The sequence below is a fragment of the Arthrobacter sp. SDTb3-6 genome (assembly GCF_013376095.1).
GTDB lineage: Bacteria > Actinomycetota > Actinomycetes > Actinomycetales > Micrococcaceae > Specibacter.
The window spans coordinates 1-26,874 of record NZ_JAAMFN010000041.1 but is presented as its reverse complement, the minus strand read 5'-3'; the positions used below and the strand labels follow the sequence as shown (position 1 = coordinate 26,874).

The 26,874-nt window shown below is 68.5% G+C and carries 19 protein-coding genes, 1 pseudogene and 2 riboswitches; of the genes and pseudogenes, 17 read left to right on the top strand and 3 right to left on the bottom strand.

Going from position 1 to position 26,874, the window contains the following annotated elements; all coding sequences use genetic code 11:
* The first annotated feature begins 4 nt into the window (after window positions 1–4).
* The 9 genes from G6035_RS16490 (at window position 5) to G6035_RS16450 (ending at window position 11,028) form a co-directional block, all read left to right on the top strand.
* Window positions 5–895: a fumarylacetoacetate hydrolase family protein gene (locus G6035_RS16490; RefSeq protein ID WP_176618195.1), complete on the top strand. Its 891-nt coding sequence runs from the start codon at window positions 5–7 to the stop codon at window positions 893–895.
* Window positions 892–1,374 carry a cupin domain-containing protein gene (locus G6035_RS16485; RefSeq protein WP_176618194.1) on the top strand — a complete coding sequence of 161 codons (483 nt, stop codon included), beginning with the start codon at window positions 892–894 and terminating at the stop codon, window positions 1,372–1,374. The genes G6035_RS16490 and G6035_RS16485 overlap by 4 nt, the downstream gene beginning before the upstream one ends.
* A 5-nt stretch (window positions 1,375–1,379) precedes the next feature.
* Window positions 1,380–2,258 carry an acyl-CoA thioesterase II gene (locus G6035_RS16480; protein ID WP_176618193.1) on the top strand — a complete coding sequence of 293 codons (879 nt, stop codon included), beginning with the start codon at window positions 1,380–1,382 and terminating at the stop codon, window positions 2,256–2,258.
* 68 nt (window positions 2,259–2,326) lie between these two features.
* A complete protein-coding gene (locus G6035_RS16475) occupies window positions 2,327–3,979 on the top strand; it encodes an AMP-binding protein (RefSeq protein WP_176618192.1) in 1,653 nt (550 codons plus the stop codon).
* A 10-nt stretch (window positions 3,980–3,989) separates the two neighbouring features.
* Window positions 3,990–6,389, top strand: a complete 2,400-nt coding sequence (locus tag G6035_RS16470) for a bifunctional salicylyl-CoA 5-hydroxylase/oxidoreductase (RefSeq protein WP_176618191.1) — start codon at window positions 3,990–3,992, stop codon at window positions 6,387–6,389.
* A 434-nt stretch (window positions 6,390–6,823) separates the two neighbouring features.
* Window positions 6,824–7,426, top strand: coding sequence for an MFS transporter (locus G6035_RS16465; RefSeq protein ID WP_256128062.1), 603 nt, complete (start codon window positions 6,824–6,826; stop codon window positions 7,424–7,426).
* Window positions 7,427–7,566: 140 nt separating this feature from the next.
* On the top strand, window positions 7,567–8,340 hold the full coding sequence (locus G6035_RS16460; protein WP_176618190.1) for a cyclase family protein: 774 nt from the start codon (window positions 7,567–7,569) through the stop codon (window positions 8,338–8,340).
* 49 nt (window positions 8,341–8,389) lie between these two features.
* The gene (locus G6035_RS16455; protein WP_176618189.1) at window positions 8,390–10,048 is read left to right on the top strand and encodes a thiamine pyrophosphate-binding protein; all 1,659 of its coding nucleotides are present in this window, start codon (window positions 8,390–8,392) and stop codon (window positions 10,046–10,048) included.
* A gap of 74 nt (window positions 10,049–10,122) precedes the next feature.
* Window positions 10,123–11,028: a PaaX family transcriptional regulator C-terminal domain-containing protein gene (locus G6035_RS16450; RefSeq protein ID WP_176618188.1), complete on the top strand. Its 906-nt coding sequence runs from the start codon at window positions 10,123–10,125 to the stop codon at window positions 11,026–11,028.
* A gap of 56 nt (window positions 11,029–11,084) precedes the next feature.
* Here G6035_RS16450 and G6035_RS20250 read toward each other — a convergent pair.
* Both G6035_RS20250 and G6035_RS16445 read right to left on the bottom strand, forming a co-directional pair.
* Window positions 11,085–11,726 (bottom strand): annotated as a pseudogene (locus G6035_RS20250) (alpha/beta hydrolase family protein); the annotation flags it as partial.
* A 106-nt stretch (window positions 11,727–11,832) separates the two neighbouring features.
* On the bottom strand, window positions 11,833–12,318 hold the full coding sequence (locus G6035_RS16445) for a cupin domain-containing protein (protein ID WP_176618187.1): 486 nt from the start codon (window positions 12,316–12,318) through the stop codon (window positions 11,833–11,835).
* A 181-nt stretch (window positions 12,319–12,499) separates the two neighbouring features.
* Between G6035_RS16445 and G6035_RS16440 the strand changes: the two genes are divergently transcribed.
* The 3 genes from G6035_RS16440 (at window position 12,500) to G6035_RS16430 (ending at window position 17,024) form a co-directional block, all read left to right on the top strand.
* Window positions 12,500–13,561: an MBL fold metallo-hydrolase gene (locus G6035_RS16440; protein WP_176618186.1), complete on the top strand. Its 1,062-nt coding sequence runs from the start codon at window positions 12,500–12,502 to the stop codon at window positions 13,559–13,561.
* Complete coding sequence (locus tag G6035_RS16435) at window positions 13,558–14,991, top strand: MFS transporter (RefSeq protein ID WP_176618185.1); 1,434 nt, start codon at window positions 13,558–13,560, stop codon at window positions 14,989–14,991. The genes G6035_RS16440 and G6035_RS16435 overlap by 4 nt, the downstream gene beginning before the upstream one ends.
* An 86-nt stretch (window positions 14,992–15,077) precedes the next feature.
* Complete coding sequence (locus tag G6035_RS16430; protein WP_176618184.1) at window positions 15,078–17,024, top strand: penicillin-binding transpeptidase domain-containing protein; 1,947 nt, start codon at window positions 15,078–15,080, stop codon at window positions 17,022–17,024.
* Window positions 17,025–17,120: 96 nt separating this feature from the next.
* On the opposite strand, the gene G6035_RS16425 is transcribed toward G6035_RS16430, so the two are convergent.
* Complete coding sequence (locus G6035_RS16425) at window positions 17,121–18,605, bottom strand: amino acid permease (RefSeq protein ID WP_176618183.1); 1,485 nt, start codon at window positions 18,603–18,605, stop codon at window positions 17,121–17,123.
* 137 nt (window positions 18,606–18,742) lie between these two features.
* Window positions 18,743–18,840: riboswitch (glycine riboswitch) on the bottom strand.
* A gap of 187 nt (window positions 18,841–19,027) precedes the next feature.
* Window positions 19,028–19,125, top strand: a riboswitch (glycine riboswitch).
* Between the two features lie 150 nt (window positions 19,126–19,275).
* Between G6035_RS16425 and gcvP the strand changes: the two genes are divergently transcribed.
* The 5 genes from gcvP (at window position 19,276) to G6035_RS16400 (ending at window position 26,700) form a co-directional block, all read left to right on the top strand.
* The gene (gcvP, locus tag G6035_RS16420; protein WP_176618182.1) at window positions 19,276–22,170 is read left to right on the top strand and encodes an aminomethyl-transferring glycine dehydrogenase; all 2,895 of its coding nucleotides are present in this window, start codon (window positions 19,276–19,278) and stop codon (window positions 22,168–22,170) included.
* 18 nt (window positions 22,171–22,188) lie between these two features.
* The gene (gene gcvT / locus G6035_RS16415; RefSeq protein ID WP_176618181.1) at window positions 22,189–23,325 is read left to right on the top strand and encodes a glycine cleavage system aminomethyltransferase GcvT; all 1,137 of its coding nucleotides are present in this window, start codon (window positions 22,189–22,191) and stop codon (window positions 23,323–23,325) included.
* A 101-nt stretch (window positions 23,326–23,426) separates the two neighbouring features.
* Complete coding sequence (gene gcvH, locus G6035_RS16410) at window positions 23,427–23,810, top strand: glycine cleavage system protein GcvH (RefSeq protein WP_176618180.1); 384 nt, start codon at window positions 23,427–23,429, stop codon at window positions 23,808–23,810.
* A complete protein-coding gene (gene glyA, locus G6035_RS16405) occupies window positions 23,807–25,126 on the top strand; it encodes a serine hydroxymethyltransferase (RefSeq protein WP_309145235.1) in 1,320 nt (439 codons plus the stop codon). Before gcvH ends, glyA begins: the two co-directional genes overlap by 4 nt.
* A 164-nt stretch (window positions 25,127–25,290) precedes the next feature.
* Window positions 25,291–26,700 carry an L-serine ammonia-lyase gene (locus tag G6035_RS16400; RefSeq protein ID WP_176618179.1) on the top strand — a complete coding sequence of 470 codons (1,410 nt, stop codon included), beginning with the start codon at window positions 25,291–25,293 and terminating at the stop codon, window positions 26,698–26,700.
* The last annotated feature ends 174 nt before the right edge of the window (window positions 26,701–26,874 follow it).

Genomic DNA, 26,874 nt, shown 5'->3' with positions numbered 1-26,874 from the left:
ACCCGTGAAACTTGCCACCCTGCGCACCCGTTACGGCACGACGGCGGCGCTCCTCCTTCCCGGTGTCGGGTTCCTGCCGTTGCCGGCCGGGGACGTGGGCGGACTGTTGGCCGGCCCGGACTGGCGCGGCACGGTTGCGGCCGCCGTGGACACTGCCGCGGCAGGCGCCACGGTCCCGGAGCGCGAGGCGGACCTGGCGCCGCTGCTCCCGCGGGCGGCGAAGGTCATTTGCTGCGGCCTGAACTATGGGGACCACATTGCCGAGATGGGCCGGGACCGGCCGGAGTTCCCCACCTTGTTTGTGAAGTTTGCCGATTCGCTGGCCGGTGCCAGGGATGTGCTGGAGGTTGCCGGCAGCGCCAAGGTTGACTGGGAGGCCGAGCTCGCCGTCGTCGTCGGGGCCACGCTGCACCGGGCGGACGAAGCGGAGGCGGCGGCCGCCATTGCCGGGTACACGGTGGCCAATGACGTCTCCATGCGTGATTGGCAAAACCGGACACTGCAGTGGTTCCAGGGCAAGGCCTTTGATGCCGCGACGCCCGTGGGCCCGGTGCTGGTGACGGCCGATGAGTTTCCGGCCGGCGCGGGCTTTACGGTCCGCGGCTTTGTGAACGGGGAGCCTGTCCAGGCCGGAGACACCTCGACCCTGGTGTTCGGGCCGGCCCGGCTGCTCTCCTACATTTCCCGGTTCACCACCCTGCGTGCCGGGGACCTGGTGCTCACGGGCACGCCCGGCGGCGTCGGGATGGGGATGGTGCCGCCGCGTTTCCTGGCCGACGGCGACGTGCTGCGCACGGAAATCGACGGGATCGGCGTGCTGGAAAACGTGCTCCGCATCCACCCCCAAGACCAAGACCTGCATCAACAACTCGTGACGAAGGAGTCCGCAGCATGACCACCGACATTGAGGAATACCGCACCGAAGGCGACAATTCCGTGTATGCCGGGCCCGACGGTGCAGTGGTGCCCGTCGTGACCCGGGCCGGGGAGGAGGACACGAACACGGCGCAGTCGGGGGACTGCGTCCGGGTTTCCGGCGTCAGCATCCAGCACACCCCGGCCACGAAGATCTGGTTCGGCCAGGTCTCCAACACCCCCGGATACCGTTCGCTGCCCCACCACCACGGGGAGGCGGAGACAGGCGGCTACGTGCTGCGCGGCCATGGCCGCATCTACTACGGGGAAAACTACTCGCAGTTCCAGGACCTGTTGACGGGCGACTGGGTGTTCGTGCCGCCGTTCATGCCGCATGTGGAGGCGAACATGTCCACCACGGAGGAACTGGTCTGGCTGACCGCCCGCACGCCTGAGAACATTGTGGTCAACCTCGAGGACGTCCCCGACGAATCCCTCGCCGACTACCGGAGGGCTTGAGGACCATGGACATCCAGACGCTTTCCGCGCAGACCTTCCTGAACGCGGTGGAACTTTCTGCCGTGGCCCCCGAACACGGCGACGAGGCGTTCGAGGCCACCACCCAGTACGTGCCCTGGCCCAAGGCCTATGGCGGGGACATGGTGGCCCAATCCGCGGCGGCCATGATGCGCTCGGTGGGTGCGGACCGGAGCATGCATTCCATGCACAGCTACTTCCTGCGCCCGGTCGACGTCGGTTCGGTGGTCCGCTACGAGGTCGAGCACCTGCGCGACGGCCGCGGCTATTCCACCCGCACCGTGCGCGGCCATCAAAACGGCAAGGTCGTCTTCACCGCCATGGGCTCGTTCCAGGTCCCCGAACAGGGGCCGGACTTCCAGGGGGACGCGCCGGCCGCCGTCGACCCGGCAACCCTGCGCAGCGCCGCCGAGGTGCTCAAGGGTGTTGAGGGCCCTGCCGCGGAGTACTGGTCGGGCGGGCGCAGCTTTGACATGCGCCATGTGCCCGGCCCGGTGTACCTGGAGGTGGACGGCGGGGTGGCGGCGCACCAGTGCGTGTGGGTGCGCGCCTTTGGCGCCCTGCCCGATGACCCGGACCTGCAGCGGACGGCGCTGGCGTACGTGTGCGACTACACGATCCTGGAGCCGCTGCTGCGCGTCCGCTCGCTGAACTGGTCCACGCCGGGCCTGGCGACCGCGAGCCTGGACCACTCCATGTGGTTCCACCGCGAGGGCCGCGCGGACGGTTGGATCCTCTACGCCCAGGAAGCGGTGTCCGGGCAGTCGAACCGGGGCCTGGCCCTGGGCCGGTTTTACGACCGCGAAGGCAGGCTGCTGGCCACCGTCGCGCAAGAGGGCATGATCCGCAGTGTGGACCGGCCATGAGCACCACACACCTTGGAGCACCCGCCGACCTTGAAGCACCCGTCGAAGCACCAGCGAAAGGACAGGCCATGACGGCACCATCGGCCCACGTGGACACCTTCACCCGCGACCACCTCCCGCCCCGTGACAGCTGGCCCGTCCTGGAGTTCACCATTCCGGAGGTGCAGTACCCGGAACGGCTCAACGCGGCCACCGCGCTCATTGACGACACGGCCGCGGCGTATGGCCAGGGCCGCACCGCGCTGCGCACGCCCGACGGCGGCACCTGGAGCTACGGGGAGCTGCTCCGCCGGGCCAACCAGGTGGCCCAGGTGCTCACCGAGGACCTCGGGGTGGTGCCGGGCAACCGGGTCATGCTGCGCGGCCCCAACAACCCCTGGCTCGTCGCGTGCTGGCTCGGCGTGCTCAAGGCCGGTGCCGTCGTCGTCACCACGATGCCCATGCTGCGCGCCGGGGAGGTCGCTGCCACGATCGGGCTGACCCGCCCCGTCGTGGCGCTGTCGGACCACCGGTTCATGGAAGGGCTGCTCGCCGCGGCCGGGACCACCACTGTCCTGGCCTATGGCGGCGGTGGCGAGGCGGACCTGGTGGCACGGTGTGGGGCCAAGAGCGGGGAGTTCGCCAATGTGGACACCGCCGCCGACGACGTTGCCCTGCTGGGCCCGACGTCGGGCACCACCGGGGTCCCCAAGGTCACGATGCACTTCCACCGGGACATCCTGGCCAACGCGGACACCTTTGCCCGGCACCTCCTGCGGCCCACGCCCGAGGACGTCTTTGCCGGTTCCCCGCCCCTGGCGTTCACGTTCGGGCTGGGCGGGCTGGTCGTCTTCCCGCTGCGGTTCGGCGCCTCGGCCCTGCTGACCGAACGCGCCGCGCCCGTGGAACTGGCCGAAGCGGCCGCCGCGGCCGGTGCAAGCATCTTTTTTACCGCGCCCACCGCCTACCGGGCCATCCTGAAGGCGGGCCGCAGCGAGCTGCTGAGCCGCCTGCGCGTGGCCGTGTCCGCCGGCGAACACCTGCCCAAGGAGACCTGGGACGCGGTATATACGGCCACCGGGCTCCGGCTCGTGGACGGGATCGGCTCCACCGAAATGCTCCACGTGTTCATCTCCGCCGCCGGCGAGGACATCCGCCCGGGTGCCACCGGCGTCGCGGTGCCCGGCTACCGTGCCACGATCCTTGACTTCGACGGCAACGAACTGGGCCCCAACGAGGTCGGCCGGCTGGCCGTGATCGGCCCCACCGGGTGCCGCTACCTGGACGATCCGCGCCAGGCGAACTACGTGTGCAACGGCTGGAACGTCACGGGCGACACGTTCCTGCGCGACGACGAGGGCTACTTCCGCTACCAGGCCCGCTCGGACAACATGATTGTCTCCTCCGGCTACAACATCGGCGCCCCCGAGGTCGAGGCGGCCATCGACCAGCACCCCGACGTGATGGAAAACGCCGTCGTGGCCCGCCCCGACCCGGAACGCGGCTCCGTTGTCTGCGCCTTCGTCGTCCTGCGCGAAGGCGTTCCTGGCGACGCCGCCAAGCGCAAGGAAATCCAGGACTTCGTCAAGCAGACAATCGCCCCCTACAAATACCCGCGCGACGTCCAGTTCGTGGCGGAACTGCCGCGCAACCCCAGCGGAAAGCTGCAGCACTTCAAGCTCCGCGACCGCCTCCGGGACGAATCCCGACACCCCGCGGCCACCCTGCCGTCCAACGCTTAAGGAGACCACCATGAAAATCGCCATCGTCGGAGGCGGCCCCGGCGGCCTGTACTTCGCAGCCCTCATGAAGCAGCTCGACCCCGCCCACCAGGTCACCCTGTGGGAACGCAACGCCGCCAGCGACACGTTCGGCTTCGGCGTCGTCTTTTCCGATGAGACCCTGGGCGGGATCGGCAACGCGGACCCCGTCATCGCCGACTACATGTCCCGCCGCTTCGCCCGCTGGTCCGACATCGACATCCACTTCCGCGGCGAGACGGTCACCGTCGGCGGCCAGGGCTTCGCCGCCATGAGCCGGAAGGAACTGCTCGAACTGCTCCAGCACCGCTGCGCCGAACTCGGCGTGGACCTGCGGTTCTCCACGGTGGCACCGCCGGTGGCGGAACTGGAGGCACACTACGACCTGGTCCTGGCCTCGGACGGCATCAACTCCCAGATCCGTGCCACCTACGCCGACACCTTCAAACCGTCCCTGGACCCGCGCGCGAACAAGTTCATGTGGCTGGGCACGGACCAGGTCTTCGAGGCGTTCAAGTTCTTCGTCAAGGACACGCAGTGGGGCACCATGCAAATCCACGGCTACCCGTACTCCGACCAGGGCTCCACGTTCATCGTGGAAATGGGCGAGGACGTCTGGCGTGCCGCCGGGTTCGACGAGACCGCCGGGGAGGTGTTCCCGCCCGGCGCCTCGGATGAAAAGGCCGTCGCGAAGATCCGCAGCATCTTCGCCGAGGAACTCGCCGGCCACGAGGTGCTGGTCAACAACTCCAAGTGGCTGAACTTCACCACGGTCCGCAACGGCACCTGGCGGCACGGCAACGTCGTCCTGCTCGGCGACTCCGCGCACACCGCCCACTTCTCCATCGGCTCCGGCACCAAGCTGGCCATGGAGGACGCCCTGGCCCTGGCCGCCTGCCTGCACGAACACCCCGGACTGGAAGCCGCCCTGTCGGCGTACGAGACCGAACGCCGCCCCGTCGTCGAATCCACCCAGCGCGCGGCCCAGGCGTCGCTGGAATGGTTCGAGCAGATCTCCCAGTACAAGGACCAGGACGCCACCCGGTTTGCCTTCAACCTGCTCACCCGCAGCCGCCGGATCACCCAGGAAAACCTGCGCCTGCGCGACCCCCGGTTCGCCGGGCGCGTCGAGGCCGGCTTTGCCGCCGCCCAGGGCCGCACCGACGTCGTTCCCGCCATGTTCCAGCCCTTCCGGATCGGCGGGCTGGAACTGAAGAACCGCATCGTCGTCTCCCCCATGGACATGTACTCCGCCGTGGACGGCGTCCCCGGCAACTTCCACCTGGTCCACCTCGGATCCAAGGCACTCGGCGGGGCCGGGCTGGTCATGACCGAAATGGTGTGCGTCTCACCCGAGGGCCGCATCACCCCGGGCTGCACCGGCCTGTACACGGACGGGCAGCGCGAGAGCTGGAAAGGCATCGTGGACTTTGTCCACGGAAACTCGACGGCGAAGATCGGCGTCCAGCTCGGCCACTCCGGGCGCAAGGGCTCCACCCGCCTCATGTGGGAAGGCATCGACCAGCCCCTGGCGAACGGCAACTGGCCCGTGGCCGGCGCCTCGGCGCTGCCCTACGGCCCCGGCAGCCAGGTCCCCGTGGAACTGGACCGGGCCGGCATGGACAAGGTCGTAGCCGACTTCACCGCCGCGGCACGCCGCGCCGGGGAAGCCGGATTCGACCTGCTGGAAATCCACGCCGCCCACGGCTACCTGCTCTCCTCCTTCCTCTCACCGGTATCCAACACGCGCACCGACCGATACGGCGGCACGCTGGCACAACGGCTCCGCTTCCCCCTGGAAGTCTTCGACGCCGTGCGCGCCGCCTGGCCCGCCGGCAAGCCGCTGACCGTGCGCATCTCCGCCACCGACTGGATCGACGGCGGCAACACCGCCGACGACGCCGTCGAGATCGCCCGCGCCTTCGTGGCCCACGGCGCGGACGGCATCGACGTGTCCACCGGCCAGGTCGCCGCCGAGGAAAAGCCCGCCTACGGACGCAGCTACCAGACACCCTTCGCGGACCGCATCCGCCAGGAAGTCGCCGCCCCCGCCGGCGTGGCAGTCATCGCCGTAGGCGCCATCTCCAGCTACGACGACGTCAACTCCATCCTGCTGGCCGGGCGCTGCGACCTGGTCGCCATGGGCCGCACGCACCTCTATGACCCCCAATGGACGCTGCACGCCGCCGCCGAACAGGGCTACCGCGGCGACGGGGCCGGGTGGATCCCGCAATTCCGGGCCGGGCGCCGCAAGCCCCCGAGCGCCCGCACGGACGCCGTGCGCCCGCGCCTGTCCCTGCTCACCGAGGCTGGCGCCGACGGCGCGCCAGAACACCTGCGCTGGACCCCGGCCCAGGCAGCCACGCCCGCAACCGAACCCGCCATGGCATAACCGCAACAACCCGAAAAACAACGGAACGGGGCGGCACGGAAACGTGCCGCCCCGTTCCGTACCGATGCCGGGCCGCCGGCCGGCTGCACCGCCCCAGTGAATGTACGCCCCTGTGAAATGGCGTGACCAATGACCCCTGCGCCGCTGAACGACTGGAACGTGCCACGTGGGACCACCGGAATTCTCTTATTTTGTTGTTGGCTCGCCTTCCTCTCGGAAGGCTGCGACGTGGGCGTGCTTGGCGCCGTGCTGCCCGCCCTGGCACAGTACAAGGCCTGGGGCCTGTCACCGCTCGCCCTCGGCGCCCTGGGCGCCTACGGGCTGGCGGGCATGTTGGCCGGTGCCATGCTCATTGGGACGCTCGGCGACCGGGCGGGCCGGAACCGACGCCGGCCGACGTCGCCGCGGAACCGTGGCGGGCGGCCACTTTCACCATGTTCAGCAGGAAGTACCTTCGGTCCACCGTCTTTTTCTGGATTTCCCTGTTCCGCGGAATGGTGTTGGTGTATGGGCTGAACACGTGGCTGCCGTCCATCATGAAGGCGGCCGGCTACGACCTCGGGTCCTCCCTGGTGTTCCTGGTGGTGTTCAGCCTTGCCTCCGCCATCGGCGGACTCCTGCTGGGCCGGGCCGCAGACAAGTATGGCCAGAAGCTGGTTTTGATGGTTTTCTATGTGTTGTGCGGCCTGGGCATCCTGCTGCTGATGTTCCCCAACAACATGGCCGTGAACCTGCTCTTCGTAGCCTTTGCCGGCGTTGGATCGATCTCCACGTCGCTGATTCTCACCGGCTACATTGCCGATCACCATCCCGCCGGCGTCCGGGCCACGGCCACCGGGTGGGCCCTGGGCTTCGCCCGGATTGGCGCCATCTCAGGGCCGCTGATCGGCGGGTGGATCGGCAGTGCGGCGCTGCCCCTTGAATGGAACTTTGCCACTTTTGCCGCCATTGCGGTGGCCGCAGCGGCTGCCGTGGCACTCATTCCCCGGCGTGTGGTGCACCACCAGTCGCGGGTGCCTGTCTACGACATTGTCTGACGGGGCCCTCCCGGCGGCCGGCCGCATTGCCGGTACCTTGTCCAGCAACAGGTTGGCCGTGACCGCCGTCACCAAAATTCAACAAACAATGTCCCGGACGGGTGCCAAGGCGCCCTCCGCCATCGAACACTGGAGATTCAATGCGTCCTGTCCATGAAGTCCTCGCCTCGCCGGCCGCCGGTGCCGTCGACATCCATGACCTGACAGTGCCGCTGTCCGCGGACACGCCGACGCCCGTGCTGCCGGAGCCGTTGGCCAACCTGGCTGATTTCAGCCTCACCGAGGTCTCCGCCTACAACGGGCCGGGCCCCTACTGGAAGCACCACAACATCCACACGGGCGAGCACATCGGCACGCACCTCGACGCCCCCATCCACTGGATCTCGGGCCGCGACGGAAAGGACGTCTCGCAACTGGACCCGGCGCGCCTCGTGGGCCCGGCCGTGGTGCTTGATTTCAGTGCCAGGTCCGCAGTGGACCCGGACTTCCTCATCGACACCGGGCACCTGCTGGCGTGGGAGGAAGAACACGGGCCCTTCCCGGCCAACTCGTGGCTGCTCTTCCGCACCGGCTGGGACCGGTTCGGGCACGACAAGCAGGCCTTCCTGAACCTCGACGACTCCGGATCACACACCCCGGGCTTCACGGCGGACTGTGCCCGGTGGATCGCCGGACAACCGGGGGTCTCCGGCGTCGGGGTGGAAACCGTGGGAATCGACGCCGGCAACGCCGCCGCGTTGAACCCGCCGTTCCCCATGCACCACTTCCTGCTGGGTGCCGACAAATACGGCATGACCTCGCTGAAGAACCTGGACAAGCTGCCCACCCACGGCGTCATGGTCGTGGTGGCCCCGCTGCCGATCGTCGGCGGAACCGGCGCGCCGGCCCGCGTGCCGGCCATGGTCCAGAAGTGATCCGCCCCCGCCTACACCCCGCAGCCGCCCAGCAACCAAGGAAGCAACCATGAACGTTTCACAGCTTGTCGGCAGGACGCTGGCCGGACTCGGGGTCGGGCACTGCTTCGGGGTGGTGGGGTCAGGGAACTTCGCCGTGACCAATGCGCTCATGGAGCACGGCGTGCCGTTTACCGCGGCCCGGCACGAGGGCGGCGCAGCGACCATGGCTGACGCCTATTCACGCACCAGCGGCAAGGTCGCCGTGGTCTCGGTCCACCAGGGCTGCGGCCTCACCAACGCCGGCACCGGCATCGGCGAGGCCGCCAAGTCCCGCACCCCCATGATCGTGCTCGCCGCCGAGGCGGCACCCAGCGCCGTCTACTCGAACTTCGCCATGGACCAGGACGGCTTTGCCGCGTCCGTCTATGCGGTGCCCGAGCGGGTGCATTCGGCCGCCAGCGCCGTGGCCGACACCGTCCGCGCCTACCGCCGGGCGGTCAATGACCGCCGGACGGTGGTCTTGAACCTGCCGCTGGACGTGCAGGCGCAGGAAGCCCCCGCGGAACACGCCGCGGCGGCCGCTGCCGTCACGGCCGTCGAACCGATCCGCCCCTCGCGCGCTTCCGTCCGGGCCCTGGCCGGCCTGCTGGCCGGCGCGCGGCGCCCCGTGTTCATTGCGGGCCGGGGCGGACGCGGGGCGGGGGAGGAAATCCTTGCCCTGGCCAACCATGCGGGCGCACTGGTCGCCACCTACGCGGTGGCCAAGGGCCTGTTCAACCAGGACCCCTTCAACCTGGGCATCTCCGGCGGCTTCTCCTCCCCGCTGGCCGCTGAACTGATCACGGACGCGGACCTGTTCGTCGGCTTTGGCTGCGCCCTGAACATGTGGACCATGCGGCACGGGCACCTGATTGGTGCGGGCACCACGGTGGTCCAGGTTGACCTCGACGAGCAGGCGCTGGGCGCCAACCGGCCCATCGACCTGGGCGTTGTGGGGGACTCGGCACAGTGCGCCATCGACACCCTGGAGGCACTGCTCGCCGGCAAGGTGCCGGCCCGCGAAGGCTACCGCAACGCTGCCGTGAAAGCGCGCATCCAGGAAGCAATCCACTGGCAGCAGGTCGACTTCGAGGATCTCTCCGACGGGCGGTCCATCGACCCGCGCAGGCTCACGAAGGCCTTGGACGGGATCCTGCCGGCCGAACGCATCGTGAGCGTGGACTCGGGCAACTTCATGGGCTACCCCAGCCAGTTCCTCTCGGTGCCGGACGAATTCGGCTTCTACTTCACCCAGGCGTTCCAGGCCATCGGGCTGGGCCTGTACACGGCGATCGGGGCCGGCCTGGCGCAGCCGGGACGGATCCCGGTGCTGGGCACCGGCGACGGCGGCTTCTACATGGCCATCGCCGAGCTGGACACGGCGGTGCGGCTGGGCATGCCGCTGGTCTGCATTGTCTACAACGACGCCGCCTATGGCGCCGAAGTGCACCACTTCGCCATCGACACCCCGGAGGCGGACATGGGCTCCGTCCAGTTCCCGGACACCGACTTCGCGGCCATCGGCCGCGGGTTCGGCGCCACCGGAATCACTGTGCGCACCCTCGCGGACCTGGACGCGGTGCGGGAGTGGGTGGCCTCGAAGCCGGTCCGGCCGCTGGTCATTGACGCAAAAATCGCCTCCGATTCCGGCTCCTGGTGGCTGGCGGAGGCCTTCAAGGGGCACTGACCCCGGGCCGGGCGGGGTGCAGCCATGGCGGCCGTCCGTAGGATGGGGGGAGAACTCCAAGCGACGGGAATTGCGTGACCTCCACCCCAACAGCCGGGCCCCGGCTGCTCCACCAGCAATTGATTGTGACCCTGTACGGGCTCTACGGCAGCCTCGCCGCCGGTTCCCTGCCCGTGGCCGGGCTCGTTGCCCTGCTGGCGGACCTGGGCGTGGACGGGCCGGCGGCCCGTTCCTCGGTGTCGCGTCTCAAGCACAAGGGGGTGCTGCGCAGCGTGCGCGAAGGCCGCGTGGCCAGGTACGAATTGTCCGACGCCGTGTTGGACGCCTTCCATGCCGACGACCAGCGCATCTTTGCCCCCGTGCGATCCCGGCCCGGGGACCCCTGGTCACTGGTCGTCTTTTCCGTCCCCGAAGCCGAGCGCAACCGCCGCTACGAGCTGCGCTCGGAACTCGTCAGCCTGGGCTTTGGCACGGTGTCGGCGGGCGTGTGCATAGCACCCGGCACCGCGCTTCCGCAGACAGTTGCGCGGCTGGCCGAACGGGGGCTTGACGGGTACGTGGAATATTTTGACGCCGCCATTCCCGGCGGGGAGGACGTCAGGGGCAAGGTGGCCAGGTGGTGGGACCTGGCGGAACTGGACGCGCAGTACCAGGAATTCCTCGACGGTTTTGGGGCGGAGCCGCGGCGGTGGGCCGGCCTGCTGGCCGCTGCCGGCCCCGGCGGCCTGGACCCGCTTCAGCGCGCCGACGCGTTCAAGACGTACGTGTCGATTTTGACCGTGTGGCGCCGTTTCCCCTACCGGGACCCCAACCTGCCGTTTGAATACCTGCCTGATGGTTGGAAGGCCCCGCTGGCCAAGAAGGCATTCCTGGATGTCCACGGGCTGATTGCCGGGGTGGCACGGGCCCACGCCCAGGACTTGTTGGGTGCCTTCCCATCCGCGAGGGAGCCCAGCCAGGTGAGTACGGCGTCCCAGTGACCGGCCGTGGGGCTGATCGCGGCCAGATGGCCAAGGTCGGCGGGCTCCAGGAGGGTGATGCGGTCACCCGCGCTGCGCGCGGCCCGCACGTAGTCGAGCGAGTGGCTGACGGGCACGCGCGCGTCATTGGCGCCGTGGACCACCAGCGCGGGAATGCCGAGGGGCAACTGCCGCACGGGTGAGGAATCCGCATACTGTTCGGGCAGTTCCCGCGGGCCTGCGCCAAAGAACTCCGCAGCGGCGTCTTCGCCCAGCCGTTCGTGGAAGGTGCGTGCGGTATCCGTCACGGGTGCCAGGGCGACCACGGCGTCCAGCCCGGACGCGGCGAGCAGCGCCAGCTGGCCGCCCACGGAGTGCCCCACGCCCACCACCGGACCGGGCGCGGCGCGGCACCATGGAGTCCCGGTGATGGCGCGGACCGCGGCCCGGACGTCCTCGATGGTTTCCGGCCACCCGCCGCCGTTGCCGTGGCGGCGGTATTCAACATTGCCGACCTGCCAGCCCCGCCGCTGGAACTCGGCGGCGAGCGGTTCCATGAGGCCGGCGTCGAATTGTGCGCGCCAGTATCCGCCGTGGACCAGCAGCACCGTCCCGTGTGCGGCGGCGCCGGGACGCCCAAGGGCAGGCAGGCAGTGGACATGTTGCCCGCCGCCCGTGCCATACCGGATGGTGAAGCGCTCCCGTTGTTTGACGCTCATGCGTTTCTCCCTGCGTTCGTGGCCCGGAGAAGATGCTGCCGTGGCCGGTCGCTGAAGTGGCTCAAGGCGGCGGCAGGCACCATGGTCCCTGCCGCCGCCGGGCGGGCTACGCCCCGGGAACGGCGCCCGGCGGCAGGAAGTTGACGTCGTACAGGGCCGAAATGCGCACCACTTCCTCGGGGTCGGTCAGGTTGTGGAGCTTGCCAAACAACGTTGACAGGCTGCCGGAGGGGCTGACCCAAAAGAGCGACTTGCCGGGCGTTTCCCCCTTGTTGTAGTAGGCGTGGGGGAGGCCCATGGGCATGCGGACGGTGTCGCCGGGGCCCGCCGTCGTCCATTCACCGTCAAGGTAGAGCGTATAGACGCCTTCCATGATGTAAATGTGTTCGTCCTGGGTGGGGTGCACATGGGGCGGGACACCCGTCCCGGTGGGATCCAGGGACAGCCACGCAAAGCTTGATGCGCTCTCAACCTTGGCCAGGTACGTGTGGCCCAGGACATTCCAAGTCTTGTTGCCGTAGGCCTCGCTGGCCAGGGTGATGCCCTTGGGCAAGTTCCCCAGGATTATTTCCTCGCCGGTCTGGATTTCCATGGTGTTCCTTTCATCGGGCTGGTGATGAAGCCAGCATGCCACGGACGGAACAATATATGCAATAGCTATTGCGATCGCGAAAAACACTGCATATGCTGTAGCTCACATCACCGCAACCGCGTTTACCGCGTTGGCCGGACACCCTCCCCACAACATCTCCCCCTGAATCGAGGCACCATCCATGAGCACTTCAAGCCCGAAGGGAATGACGGTCCGCACGCTGGGAACCGGCGGCGGCCCCATCGTCTCCAGCGGACGCGCCGGCACCAGCACCGCCATCACCGTCGACGGCGCCACCTACGTGGTGGACTGCGGCATGGGCAGCATCCGCAACTACCGCAACGAGTGCCGCTGGGACGGGTTGAGGGGCATCTTTCTGACCCACCAGCACTCCGACCACATCTACGACCTCGGCTCCTTTTTGGTCACGGGGTGGGAAGTGCCCGGCGAATCGTTTTCACGCCCCGTCCACGTGTTCGGGCCCGGCCGCCCGTCCCGGCCGCCGGCCCTGGATGAAGAACAGTCACGGGCCATTGCCGCCCGGCTCGGCGGACGGCGGATGTCCGGGACGGTTGAAATGGTGGATGCCCTGCTTGACACCGTGTTCGCCTCGGACGTGGCCGTCCGCATGGCCGATGAGGGGCGCGGGGATCCGCACGCGTGGATCACGGCCCATGACATCGCCATCCCGGACGCGGCCAACGCCGATCCGGTCACGGCCCGCCATCCGCACATGGAGCCGTTTGAAATTTACCGCGACGAGTTGGTGGTGGTCACCGCCATCCTCGTCGACCACCGGCTGTGCTTCCCCGCCTTCGGCTTCCGGTTCGACTCCGCCTACGGCTCAGTGGTGGTTTCCGGCGACACCGCCTATTCGGAAAACTGCATCCGCCTGGCCGAGGGGGCGGACCTTTTGCTCCACGAGGTGATTGACCTCGAGGCCATTGTTGCCACCTTCCCCGACGGCCCCGCCCGGGCCGGCATCATCGAACACCTCAAGGAGTCGCACACGCCCTATGGCCAGGTGGGCCTGGTGGCCCGGGCCGCCGGCGTCGGCGCCCTGGTCCTGCACCACATTGTGCCCAATACGCCCGGGGCGGCGGACCTGGCGAAAATGCTCCTGGCAGTGCGTGCAGACTTCGCCGGCCAGGTGTCCATCGCAGAAGACAACGATATGTTCCCCGTGGGGGCGGACTTCACCACCATCAGCAGACTGACAATGAAGACAGGTGCCATGCCATGACAGTACGAAGCGAGATTCCCCCACACACACTCCGGGCAGCGGTCGCCCACGGACGCATGAACCGCCGGGCCTGGCTGGTGACCGGGGCCCTGGTGGTTTTCCAGATCATCAACTTTGCCGACAAGGCCGTGCTTGGCCTGGTGGCCGACTCGGCCATGCGCGACCTGGGCCTAACAGCTGGCCAGTTTGGCTTCATCGGCAGCGCCTTCTTCTTCCTCTTTGCCATTTCCGCGGTCCTCGTGGGGTTCCTGGCAGGACGCGTGCCGACGCGCTGGATCATCGTGTCCATGGGCGTGTGCTGGGCCGTGCTGCAGTTCCCCATGCTGTTGGGCGGAGGTGCGGCCGTGCTGCTCGTCGCCCGGATCCTGCTGGGCGCCGCGGAAGGTCCGGCCACGCCCATCACGCTGCAAAACGTCCATGGCTGGTTCCCCGCCAAGGAGCGCGGCCTGCCCAGCAGCCTCATCGCCATCGGTTCCACGCTCGGCCCCATCATCGCCGCGCCCATCCTCATGTGGATCATTGTGAACCCGGCCCTCGGCTGGCGCTGGGCCTTCGGCTTCCTCGGCCTGGCCGGCCTGGCCTGGACATTGTGCTGGCTGCTGGTCGGCCGGGAAGGCCCGTACAGCCACCACTCGCAGTCCAAGGGCCTTGCGGAGGCGGCCCCGGGAGCGGACCAGGCGCCCTTGAAGCCTGCCGGCGCCAGCATCACGGACCGGGCGGACCTGCTGCAGGTGGTCCCCATCCGCAGGGTGCTGGGCAGCGGCATGTTCGTGGCGGCCGTGTTGGCAGGTGCCGGCTGCTTTTGGGCCCAGGGCTTCCTGACCACCTGGTCGCCGAAGTACCTGTCGTCCGTTGTGTCCCTGGGCCCGGAGATGATTGGCGTCGTCTCCACGCTCCCGTGGGCCGTCGGCGCGCTGACGCTCATGGTGCTGGGCTATTCCTCGCGGTTCCTCATGTGCCGGGGCGTCACCGTGCGGTGGGCACTGGGCGCCCTCTTCGGCGCTGCCCTGCTGCTGTCCGGGGCCAGCTTCCTGGTCCTGCCACATACCCACGGCTTCATTGCGGTGTCGCTGCTGACCGTCGCCGCGGGCCTGGCCCTGGTCTTCCCGCTGGCACCGACCGCGGTGGCCTTCTGCGTCGGCTCCCGGCAGCGTGCCGCCGTCATGGCCACGCTCACGGGCCTGGCGTCCCTGGGCGGCGTCATTGCCCCGGCCATGGTGGGCATGCTGATGGACAACACGGGATACCGGCCCTCTGCCAAGGGCGTGCCCGAGAGCGCCCACATGATCACCTTGCTGACGCACGGCATGAACACGTCCTTCACCATGATCGGCGTTTATCTCGTGGTCGTCGGGATCGGCTGCATCCTGCTGCTGAACCCGGACAGCACCGCAACGCGCCTGCAGCAGCGCTTCGCCTGCAACGGCTGAGCGGCGGGCCCGGCCTGCCGCGCATCGGGCGTTGGGTGTCCCCGCTTTATCGGTAAGCTGGGCACACCATCAACGCTAGGGGTTTCATGCTTCGTCGTGCCGCGGGTCTCCTGTCCGTCCTCTCACTGGTCCTGGCCGGGGCCGCCTGCTCCGCGCCGAAGGACGACGGCACCGCCACCGCCAAGGCCCTTGCAGCTGCGCTCTCCACCCACACGGTGGGTTCCGTGGCCTTCGACCAGCCGGCCGCGGAGGTGCAAAAGGAGCTGACCGGACTGTCGAAGGGGATGGGCCCGGTGTGGCCCAAGGTCACCGTGGACGGCGTCGCGGTCAAGGCGGACAACACCGCGCGCGTCTCCCTGGGCTATTCGTGGACCATCCCGAATGTGGCGAAGCCGTGGACGTACAAGACGGCCGCGGACATGAAACGCAACGGCGACGGCTGGACCGTCACCTGGAACCCGTCCATCGTGGCGCCCCAGCTCGCGGCCGGGGACCAGTTGAAGATCTCCACCAGCCATCCCCAGCGGGCGGGCATCCTGGCCGCCGACGGCCAGGCCATTGTCAAGGACCGGCCCGTGGAGACCCTGGGCATCAACAAGGACGGACTCACCGACGCCCAGGCCCAGGCCTCCGCCACGGCGCTGGCCGCCGTCGTCGACATTGACCCGGCCGCCTACCTGGCCAAGGTCAAGGCCTACGGCCCCGTGGCATTCGTGGACGCCATCACCCTGCGTGCGGAGGCCTACTCCGCGCTGGACCAGGCGAAGCTCAAGGGCATCAAGGGCTTCCTGGCCACGCCGGGCACACTGCCGCTGGCGCCGTCGCGCACCTTCGCCCAGGCGGTCCTCGGTGCGGTCCACGAGGCCACCGCGGAGGACATCAAAAAGTCCAACGGCAAGGTGGTGGCCGGGCAGGTGGTGGGCGGCAGCGGGCTGCAGGCATCCTTTGACGCCCAGCTCGCCGGCACCCCGGGCGTCACCATCGAGGCCGTGCCCGGGGCCGCCGCCACGCCGACCGCCACCCCGACGCCCGGCGCCGGGGCCCCGGCCGCCGGTCCCGCCGCCGCTGCGAAGGAGCTGTTCACGCAGGCACCCATCAACGGCAGGGACGTAAAGACCACCCTGGTGCCCGCGCTGCAGACGGCCGCCGAGGATGCCCTGGCGGACGTCAAGACGCCCAGCTCCATCGTCATCATGAAGCCCTCCACCGGCGCCATCCTGGCCGCCGCCAACGGGCCCGACAGCAACGGTTACAACACGGCCTTCCTGGGCCGCTACGCCCCGGGGTCCACGTTCAAGATCGCCACGTCCCTGGGCCTGTTCCGGGAAGGGAGGAACCCGCAGTCCACGCTCAGCTGCACGCCCGAATTCACGGCGGACGGCAAGAAGTTCTTCAACGCCCCCGGCTACGACGTGAATGCGGAAGGCCAGATCCCCATGACCCTGGCCATCGCACACTCCTGCAACACCGCCTTTGTGTCCCAGTACCAAAACCTGGGCCAGGACAAGCTGGCCGACGCGGCAGGGGCGCTGGGCATCGGGATGGCCAACGACCTGGGCCTGGACGCCTTCATGGGCTCCGTGCCCCGCGACTCGGCCGGCACCGAGCACGCCGCCTCCATGATCGGCCAGGGCAACGTGCTGGTTTCCCCGCTTGCCATGGCCACGCTGATCTCCTCCACCGTGAAGGGGGCCGAGGTGGTGCCGGTGCTCGTGGCCGGCCACGACGGCAAGGCCAAGCCCGCCGAAGGCACGCCCGTCACCGCCAAGGAGGCCGAGGGGCTGCGCACCCTCATGCGGGCGTCCGTCACCGAGGGCTACCTGACCAACCTGGCGGACCTGCCCGGCGCCCCGGCCATCGGCAAGACCGGCACGGCCGAGTTCGGCACGGACAACCCGCCGCACACCCACTCCTGGGTCATTGCCGCCCAGGGCGACATTGCCGTGGCCGTCTTTGTCGAGGACGGCGACCTTGGCGCCATCACGGGCGGCCCGCTGGCCAAGGCCGCGCTGGAGGCGGCAGCCGGGAACTGATCTTCCGGCCGACGGGTGGGCCGGAAACAGGGCGGGCCGGCGGCGGTCGGCCGGAAAACCGGCCCCGCCGCCGGCCCTTGCCGTCAGTGTCTGCCGTCAGTGTCCGGAGTTCGTGCCCTGCAGTTTCACGGACGCGTCGCGTTCGGACTGCAGCTCGCCCTGGAACGTCTCGTAGCGGGACACGTGGCGGGGGCGCTTGCGCAGGAAGAACCAGACCACGCCGAGCACCACGAACCAGATGGGCGTGACCAGCAGGGCCAGCAGGGTGTCGATCTGGGTCGTCAGTGCCCAGAGGACAAAGGCGAAGAAGGCAAAGACCACAAAAACCATGGGAATGCCGCCGGGCATCTTGAAGGCGGATTCGGCATGCTTTTCAGGCCGGCGGCGCCGGAAGGCCAGGTAGCTGGCGAGGATGATCGACCAGACAAACACGAAGCAGACTGCGGAGACCGTGGTGACCATTTCAAAGGCCTTGCCAATGTCCTGACCGGCGTACATCAGCACCACGCCGGAGAGAAGGAGGACGCAGGAGAGGAAGAGTGCGTTGCGGGGCACCTTGCGGCCCGACAGCTTGCCGAACGGCTTGGGTGCGTCGCCTTCCTTGGCCAGGCCGTAAACCATGCGCGACGTGGAGTAGATGCCGGAGTTCGCCGAGGACATGGCGGAGGTCAGCACCACCAGGTTGACCACGGTTGCCGCGGCGCCCAGCCCGGCCAGCGAGAACATGGCGATGAAGGGGCTGTGCCCGGCGGCAAACTCGGTCCACGGGATCACGGACATCAGGATGACCAGGGCGCCGACGTAAAAGAGCAGGACGCGCACGGGGATGGAGTTGATGGCCTTGGGCAGGTTTTTCTCCGGGTCCTTGGCCTCGGCCGCCGTGGTCCCCACCAGTTCAATGCCCACGAAGGCAAACACGGCGATCTGGAAGCCGGCCACGAAGCCCATGAACTCGTGCGGGAAGAAGCCGCCATGGGTCCACAGGTTGGTGAAGCTTGCGGCCCCGGCGTTGGAGTGGAAGCCGCTGAAGATCATGAACAGGCCCACGATGATGAGTGCGGCGATGGCAACAATCTTGATGAGGGCAAACCAAAATTCGGTTTCGCCAAAGGCCCGGACCGTGGTCAGGTTCAGCACCAGCAGGATGCCGATCGTGACCAGGCCGGGAATCCAGAGCGGAAGCCCCGGCCACAGTTCCTGGGAATAGCCGGCGATGGCAATGACGTCGGCGATGCCGGTGATCACCCAGCAGAACCAGTACGTCCAGCCGGTGAAGAATCCGGCCCAGGGGCCCAGCAGGTCCGCGGCGAAGTCACTGAACGACTTGTAGTGGAGGTTGCTCAGCAGGAGCTCGCCCATGGCCCGCATGACAAAGAACAGCATGAAGCCGATGATCATGTAGACAAAGATGACTGAGGGCCCGGCCGCCGAGATGGTCTTGCCCGAGCCCATGAACAGTCCGGTCCCGATGGCACCGCCAATGGCAATCAACTGGATGTGCCGGTTGCTGAGCTGGCGCTGCAGTTGGGGTGGTGCATCGTGGACGGAACCGGGTTGATGAATCGTCACAGGGAACTCCATCGTTCAGGTGGCCGGGGCCACGAAGGGTTGGGTTCCTCCCCGCTCTGTCATGGACCTGAGAGTTTCCGCGCCCTTGCTGCCAAGGGTCGCTTGCACCGTCGGTGAGACCGGTTTCCCGGACTGCTTTCCAGAGTTGCCTTGCCGCGGCGGTACAGGGGCCTGAGAGATTCCCGGGGAGGGTTTGCTCCTTCGGCGCCTGCCGAGCATGCCGGCAGGACTCTCCCGCCGCGGGTCATGGGCACTTCACTTTTATGGGTGACGCGAGTCACACGGTAGCGCATGGCGGGGCTGAGCGCAAAACGGCCACCCCGGGTGAAGTCCGCCCGGGTGCACGCCAGGCCCCGTTGCCCGCGGCCTGATTTGGGGCGCGGGTGTTTTTCGTGTATAGTGTGGCGGGAATCACCACAATTTCATAGGCCTTTCAAATCGTGGCGGGAGAGTCCTCCCAAGCATTTTTGGCGGCGCCGTAGGAGCAAATCCTCCCCAGGAATCTCTCAGGCCCATGTACCGCCACGGCGAGGCAACTCTGGAAAGCAGCTCGGCGCAAGCCGCGCTCACCGACGGTGCAAGCGGACGTGCAGTCCTGCGGAATCTCTCAGGTCCAAGACAGAGCGGGGAGGAACCCAAATCCTTGCCGTACCCACCGGGCGGCCTTCCCTTGGAGTTCCTTTTGACGATTCAATCCAACTCGACAGTGTTTGCGGACCGGCACATTGGTGCCCGCCGGCAGGCCGACATCGACAGCATGCTCAAGGCCATCGGTTATGACAGCGTTGATTCGCTGGTCGACACCGCCGTCCCCGACGCCATCCGCCAAGGCAAGCCGCTGGGACTGCAGGCGGCACTGAGCGAAGTTGAAGTGCTGGCCGAACTGCGCGCACTCGCCGCCAAGAACAAGACCGCCGTCCAGATGATCGGCCAGGGCTACTACGACACCGTGACGCCGGCGGTCATCCGCCGCAACGTCCTCGAAGCCCCGGCCTGGTACACCGCCTACACGCCGTACCAGCCCGAAATCTCCCAGGGCCGCCTCGAGGCCCTGCTGAACTTCCAGACCATGGTCAGCGACCTGACCGCGTTGCCGGTGGCCAACGCATCACTGCTTGATGAAGCGACCGCCGTGGCCGAGGCCGTGCTGCTCATGCGCCGGGCCAACAAGACCAAGGGCGCCGCGGACGGCAAGACCGTCCTGGACTCCGACCTGCTGCCGCAGACGCTTGCCGTGGTCCTGGGCCGGGCCCGGGCGCTGGGCTTCGAGGTGGAAATCGCCGACCTGTCCCAGGGGCTTCCGGAAGGCGAGATCAACGGCGTCGTCCTGCAGCAGCCGGGCGTGTCGGGCCGTGTTTTCAACCACGCCCCCGTCATCGCCGCGGCCAAGGAACGCGGCGCGCTCGTCACGGTCGCCGCGGACCTGCTGGCGCTGACGCTGATCACGCCTCCCGGCGAGCAGGGGGCGGACATTGCCGTGGGAACGGCACAGCGCTTCGGCGTGCCGTTGTTCTTCGGCGGCCCGCACGCGGCCTACATGGCCGTGCGCAAGGGCATGGAACGGTCCCTGCCGGGCCGCATCGTGGGTGTTTCCGCGGACAACACCGGCCTCCCGGCCTACCGGCTGGCCCTGCAAACACGTGAGCAGCACATCCGCCGAGAGAAGGCCACCTCCAACATCTGCACCGCCCAGGCCCTGCTGGCCATTGTGGCCTCGATGTACGCCGTCTACCACGGCCCCGACGGATTGAAGGCGATCGCCGAAACCGTCCACGGCCATGCCCGCACGCTCGCCGCGGCCCTGGACGCATCCGGCGTCGAGGTCCTGCACACGTCCTTCTTCGACACCCTGACGGTCCGGGTTCCGGGCCGGGCCGGCACGATTGTTGCCCTCGCCGAGCGCGACGGCATCAACCTGCGCCCGATCGACGCCGACCTCGTGGGCATCTCCGTGGATGAAACGACGACGGCGGACATCGTGGCCCGCGTGGCCGCCCTGTTTGGCGCGGCCCCCGCCGGCGACGGCACCGACCACCAGGGCGGGGCGGCCTTCGCGCTGCCGGCGGAGACCCTGCGCACCTCGGACTTCCTCACGCACCCCGTCTTCAACAGCCACCGCTCCGAAACCCAGCTGCTGCGCTACATCCGCCGCCTCAGCGACCGCGACCTGGCACTGGACCGCACCATGATTCCGCTGGGCTCCTGCACCATGAAGCTCAACGCCACGGCCGAGATGGAAGCCATCTCCTGGCCCGGCTTCGCCTCCATCCACCCCTTCGCCCCCGATTCCCAGACGGAAGGGTGGCGCGAACTCATCGGCGGCCTGGAAGCGGACCTTGCCGAGATCACCGGCTACGACCAGGTCTCCATCCAGCCCAACGCCGGTTCGCAGGGCGAACTGGCGGGCCTGCTGGCCATCCGCGGCTACCACGTCTCCCGCGGCGAGGGCCAGCGGACCGTGTGCCTCATCCCGCAATCGGCCCACGGCACCAACGCGGCCTCCGCCGTGCTGGCCGGCATGAAGGTGGTGGTCGTGGCCACCGCGGCCGACGGCACGATTGACCACAACGACCTCACGGCCAAGATCGAGGCCCACCGGGAGCAGCTCGCGGCCATCATGATCACCTACCCGTCCACGCACGGCGTGTACGACGCCGATGTCCGTGACGTCTGCGACGCCGTCCACGCCGCCGGGGGACAGGTTTACGTTGACGGTGCCAACCTCAACGCCCTCGTGGGGCTTGCCCAGCCGGGCAAGTTCGGCGGCGACGTGTCCCACCTGAACCTGCACAAGACGTTCTGCATCCCGCACGGCGGCGGAGGCCCCGGCGTCGGCCCCGTGGCGGCCAAGGCGCACCTGGCGCCGTTCATGCCCGGCGACGCCAACAGCCCGGCGGCGCCCGCGACGGCTGGTTCGACGGCCGGGATCCCGATCTCCGCCTCGCGCTTCGGCTCGGCCGGCGTCCTGCCGATCTCCTGGGCCTACGTGAAGCTCATGGGCGGGCGGGGGCTGACCGAGGCCACCAAGTCCGCGCTGCTGGCAGCGAACTACATCGCCTCGCAGCTCAACGAGCACTTCCCCGTCCTCTACACGGGCGCCGGGGACCTGGTGGCGCACGAGTGCATCCTGGACCTGCGCGAACTGACCGCCCAGACGGGGGTCACCGCCGAAGACGTGGCCAAGCGCCTGATCGACTTCGGCTTCCACGCCCCCACCCTGTCCTTCCCCGTGGCCGGCACGCTCATGGTGGAGCCGACCGAGTCGGAGGACCTGGGCGAAATCAACCGCTTCATCACCGCCATGGTCTCCATCCGCCAGGAGATCGACGAGGTGGCCGCGGGCACCTTCACCCTCGAGGACAGCCCGCTGCGCAACGCGCCCCACACGGCGGCCGCCGTCGTCGATTCCGCCTGGGACCGCGGCTACACCCGCGAACAGGCCGTGTTCCCCGTGGATTCCCTGCGCCAGGACAAGTACTTCCCGCCCGTGGGCCGCATCGACGGGGCCGCAGGGGACCGCAACCTGGTCTGCTCCTGCCCCCCGATCGAAGATTTCGCCGAAGACTTCGCAAACTAACACCGCAAAGGAATTCCCATGACTGAGAAATCACAGACTGAGAACCACACAGCCCTTTACGGCGAACACGAAAAGGCCGGCGCCTCGTTCACCGACTTTGGCGGCTGGCAGATGCCGCTGAAGTACTCCTCGGAGCTGGCCGAACACCACGCCGTGCGCAACGCCGCGGGCCTGTTCGACCTGTCCCACATGGGCGAGGTGTGGGTGGACGGCCCCGATGCGGCCGCCTTCCTGGACTACGCGCTGGCCGGCAAGCTGTCCGCCGTGGCCGTGGGCAAGGCGAAATATTCGTTGATCTGCAACGCCGACGGCGGCATTGTCGACGACCTGATCTCCTACCGCCGCTCCGAGACCAACTACCTGGTGGTTCCGAATGCCGGCAACGCCGCCACCGTGGCAGCATTGCTGGCCGAGCGCGCCGCCGGCTTTGACGCCACCGTCCGGGATGCCTCCGCCGAGACGTCCCTCATCGCCGTGCAGGGGCCCGAGGCTGAGGCCATCCTCCTGACGCTGGTGCCGGAAGCGCAGCACGAACTCGTGACCGGACTGAAGTACTACGCCGCGGTGGAGGTCGGGATCAACGGCCAGCAGCTGCTGCTGGCCCGCACCGGCTACACGGGCGAGGACGGCTTCGAGATCTACCTGCCCAACGCGGACGCGCCGGCCCTGTGGCAGGCACTGCTGGAAAAAGGCACCCCGCACGGACTCATTCCGGCCGGCCTGGCGGCGCGCGACTCCCTGCGCCTGGAAGCCGGCATGCCGCTGTACGGCAACGAGCTCTCCACGGAAGGCCACGCCTACTCCGCCGGGCTGGGACCCGTCGTGTCCCTGGCGAAGGAAAGCGACTTTGTCGGCAAGGCCGCCCTGGCTGCCATCAAGGAATCCGGGGCGGGCGTCACCACGGGCCGCAAGCTCGTGGGCCTGAAGGGCGTGGGGCGCCGGGCCGCCCGCGGCCACTATTCGGTCCTGAAGGACGGCGCCACCATTGGCGAGGTCACCTCGGGCCAGCCGAGCCCCACCCTGGGCTACCCGGTTGCCCTGGCCTATGTCGACGTCGAACACGCCGGCCTGGGCACGCAGGTCGACGTCGACCTGCGCGGCAAGGCCGAGCCCTTCGAGGTTGTCGCCCTGCCGTTCTACAAGCGCCAAAAGTAGCCGCCCCTTTTGCTGGTCGAGCATCAAGACCCGCATTCATGTTTTTCGCTGGTTGAGCTTGTCGAGACCGCAACCCACCGCACCTGACCCAAAGGAACAATATGAGCAAGGTAGCAGCAGAACTGAAATACTCCGCCGAGCACGAGTGGATCGCCTCCGACGGCGCCGGCCCCACCACCGTGGGCGTCTCCGCCGTGGCCGCCGACGCCCTCGGCGACATCGTCTATGTCGACCTGCCCGAGGTGGGCGCCACCATCACCGCAGGCGAGACCTGCGGGGAGATTGAGTCCACGAAGTCCGTCTCCGACCTTTACGCCCCCGTCACGGGCGAGGTCACCGAAGTGAACACCGCCATGGTGGAGGATCCGGCCGTGGTCAACGCCGACCCGTACGGGGCCGGATGGCTGTTCAAGGTGGCCGTTGCCTCCGAAGGCCCGCTGCTGACCGCGGCCGAGTACGCCGCAGCCAACGGCGGCGAACTGTGACGGCCGCCGCTGCAACGGACTTCGTCCAGGTGGCCTCACCGAGCCTGAACGCGCCGCTGTCCGCCCTGGACCCGGATGTCGCCGTGCAGATCGACGCCGAGCTGGCACGCCAGCGCAACGGCCTGGAAATGATCGCCTCGGAAAACCACACGGCGGCCGCCGTCATGCAGGCCCAGGGCTCCGTGCTGACCAACAAGTATGCTGAGGGCTACCCGGGACGGCGCTACTACGGCGGCTGCGAGAACGTCGATGTCATTGAACAACTTGCCATCGACCGGGTCAAGGCCCTGTTCGGTGCGCAGTACGCGAACGTGCAGCCGCACTCCGGGGCCCAGGCCAACGCCTCGGTCATGCACGCGCTGATCAAGCCCGGCGACACCATCATGGGGCTCAACCTGGCCCATGGCGGCCACCTGACGCACGGCATGCGGATCAACTTCTCCGGCAAGCTGTACAACGTGGTCCCGTACCAGGTCCGCGAGGACACCCACCAGGTGGACATGGCCGAGGTGGAGCGCCTGGCGCTGGAGCACAAGCCGGCCCTGATCGTGGCCGGCTGGTCCGCCTACGCCCGGCAGCTGGACTTTGCCGAATTCCGGCGCATCGCGGACCTCGTGGGCGCCTACCTCATGGTGGACATGGCCCACTTTGCCGGCCTGGTGGCCGCGGGGCTGCACCCCTCACCGGTGCCGCACGCCCACGTCACCACGTCCACCACGCACAAGACCCTGGCCGGTCCGCGCGGCGGCATCATCCTCAGCAACGATCCCGAGATCGCGAAGAAGATCAACTCCGCCGTGTTCCCCGGACAGCAGGGCGGGCCGCTGGAGCACGTCATCGCCGGGAAGGCCGTGGCCTTCAAGATCGCCGCCTCCGCCGAGTTCGCCGAACGGCAGGAGCGGGTGCTGGCAGGCGCGCGCATCCTCGCCGGGCGCCTCATCCAGCCGGACGTTGCAGCGCGCGGGATCTCCGTCGTCTCCGGCGGCACCGACGTCCACCTGGTCCTGGTGGACCTGCGCAACTGCGAGCTTGACGGGCAGCAGGCCGAGGACCGCCTGGCGGCCATCGACATCACCGTCAACCGCAACGCCGTGCCGTTTGACCCCCGTCCGCCCATGGTCACCTCCGGGCTGCGCATCGGCACGCCGGCCTTGGCCACGCGCGGCTTTGGCGAGGCGGCGTTTGCCGAGGTGGCGGACATCATCGCCGAGGCCCTCACGGCCGACGCCGGTGCCGACCTTGCGCCGCTGCGCGCACGGGTCGCTGCGCTGGCGGCTGCGCATCCCCTGTACCCGGGGGTTTCCGCACTGTCCTGACCGGTACGGTTGGCCGGCCGTTGTGCCGGCCAACCGCGCCGTGGGGTTCCAGCCTGTTGGGGGTGTTGGAATCCCAAGGTGCAAATTTTCTTCCGCTCGCAGTATCCCCAGTTCCACGGCTCTTCGCCGGGGAAGCACTGGCGGACCTTGAAAGGGATGTTGTCATGTCTGTTGGTGTTTTTGACTTGTTTTCCGTGGGGATCGGCCCGTCGAGCTCGCACACGGTGGGGCCGATGCGGGCGGCTGCGGCGTTTGTGGCGGAGGTGGCCGGGGCCGGGCTCCTGGACCGGGTCGGCGGCCTGCGCGTGGACCTGTACGGGTCGCTGGCCGCGACGGGACGCGGGCACGGAACCATGACGGCGGTGCTGCTGGGGCTCGAAGGCCGGGAACCGGAGCTGGTGCTGCCGGCAGAGGTGGAGTCCCGGCTGGGTTCCTTCGCCGCGGGCGGGCCGTTGCTGCTGGGCGGCAGCGTGGCCCTGGCGTATGGCGCCGGGGACATGGTCCTGCATCCGTTGACCGTGCTGCCCCGCCACACCAACGGGATGAAGTTCGCCGTTCTGGACGCTGCCGGGGCCGTGCTGGCCGAGGCGACGTATTTTTCCGTGGGCGGGGGTTTCATCATCCGCGAAGGCGGGGTGGAGGCCGCCGTGGCCGAGCTGGAGTCCTCCAAGGCGAAGCTGCCCCACCCGTTCCGCACGGCCGCCGAGCTGTTGGAGCATTGTGGGGCGGTGGGCGGGAACTTTTCGGACGTGATGCTCGCCAACGAACGTGCCTCCCGCACCCTGGCGGAAGTCAGGGAAGGGCTGCTGCACATCCGCGACGTCATGGAGGACTGCAAGAACTCCTCCCTGACCCGCGAAGGGCTGCTCCCGGGCGGGCTGAAGGTCCGCCGCCGCGCCCCCGCCTGGCACGCCCGGCTGCTGGAGGAGGACCCGGACCGGGACCCGAAGTTCTGGCAGGAATGGGTGAACCTGGTGGCGCTGGCCGTGAACGAGGAAAACGCTTCCGGCGGGCGCGTGGTCACGGCCCCGACCAACGGGGCGGCGGGGATCATCCCGGCCGTGATGTTCTACGCCACCCACTACCTCGACGCCGTCCGCAACGCCCCCGCCGACCGGCACGATGCCGTGGTGGAGGACATTGTGGTGAGGTTCCTGCTGGCCGCCGGTGCCGTCGGGGTGCTGTACAAGGAACAGGCGTCGATTTCCGGGGCGGAGGTGGGCTGCCAGGGCGAGGTCGGCTCGGCATCGTCCATGGCCGCCGCAGGCCTGGCCGAGGTCATGGGCGGCACCCCCGGGCAGGTGGAAAACGCCGCGGAGATCGCGATGGAACACAACCTGGGCCTGACCTGCGACCCCATCGGCGGGCTCGTGCAGGTCCCGTGCATCGAACGCAACGCGATAGCCGCTGCGAAGGCCATCAACGCCGCCAAGATGGCGCTGTGGGGCGACGGGCAGCACCGCGTCTCGCTCGACGAGGTCATCGTCACGATGCGTGAAACAGGCAAGGACATGTCCTCCAAATACAAGGAAACAGCCATGGGCGGCCTCGCCGTCAACGTCGTCGAATGCTGACCGTACCGAAGCGGTCCGCAGGCTGAGGCCGCTTTCGGCAGGCGCCGGACCCGCAACGGGTTTGGCGCCGGTGGACGCGCTGCGCCAAACCCGGCCCCGGTCCGGCGCAGAATAATTCCCGGGCGGCAGCCGTCGCAGCGCATGGCGGTGCAGGAACCAAACAATCAAGGAGAA